The organism is Sphingomonas sp. IC-11, from assembly GCF_021043365.1.
In the GTDB taxonomy this organism is placed as follows: domain Bacteria; phylum Pseudomonadota; class Alphaproteobacteria; order Sphingomonadales; family Sphingomonadaceae; genus Sphingomonas.
In genome coordinates, this window is the sequence record NZ_JAJNDU010000014.1 from 1 (window position 1) to 778 (window position 778).

General features: G+C 57.1%; 1 protein-coding gene. It reads left to right on the plus strand.

The features are described from left to right. Positions 1–554 precede the first annotated feature (554 nt). On the plus strand, positions 555–758 hold the full coding sequence (locus LQ954_RS16055; protein WP_231024063.1) for a hypothetical protein: 204 nt from the start codon (positions 555–557) through the stop codon (positions 756–758). Positions 759–778 lie beyond the last annotated feature (20 nt).

Consider the following 778-nt stretch of genomic DNA (forward strand, 5'->3'; position numbering starts at 1 on the left):
GAGCGATCCTCGCTTGCAGGAGATAGGAAATGTCTTTCCAGTCGGAGTCGGAATATTTTTCGGAGCGCGCGGCAACGTGTCGCGCCGTCGCGGCCCGATGCAAAAACGTTTTTGACGCCCTTGCAAATGCTGATTTGGCCGACCGGTATGACAAATACGCGCGGGCGGCCCGTCGCAGGGAGACCGGAACGCCACCGGAAGAGGACCGCTAAATGGCCATCGGCCCCCGTTGGACGCAAACGGCAATAGACGACCTTCGTGCAGGATTGCGGGATATCATGACGATTGAAGACATCGCCGCGGCGCTTGGTCGCTCAGCTGGCGATGTGGAGAGCATGATGCGGCGCATGCGGATGAGGGCTCAGCAGCCGAGTTCGCGAAAATGAGCTGGCGCTACGGAACTTGTTTTAGCCAGCGGAGCTTGGCCACGCTTCGTTAGCGGGTTTTGCGCGATTGTTCATCGTTGGCCGGCTTCACGATCAGCGTTCATCGTGCCGGCGGCGGTCGCCGGAGCGGCCGCCGCTAACGTTCGGTGCGTAGCTTATCCCTTTACGGTGACCATCTTCACCGGATCAGATTTGGTCGAAGGGTTTGACGCGTTGGTCTTCACCTTTTCAGCCTTGGGCTTTCTGATCTCTTTATTCGACTTCTGCTGGCTTTTAGCCATGTCTACTACCTTTGCGGGCGAAGAGCCCAGGCTTCCTTGCCACAGAATCGACGATGTACTCGCATTGATTATTCGCGCAGCGGTAAATTAAAGCGTCACTCCATGGTAACT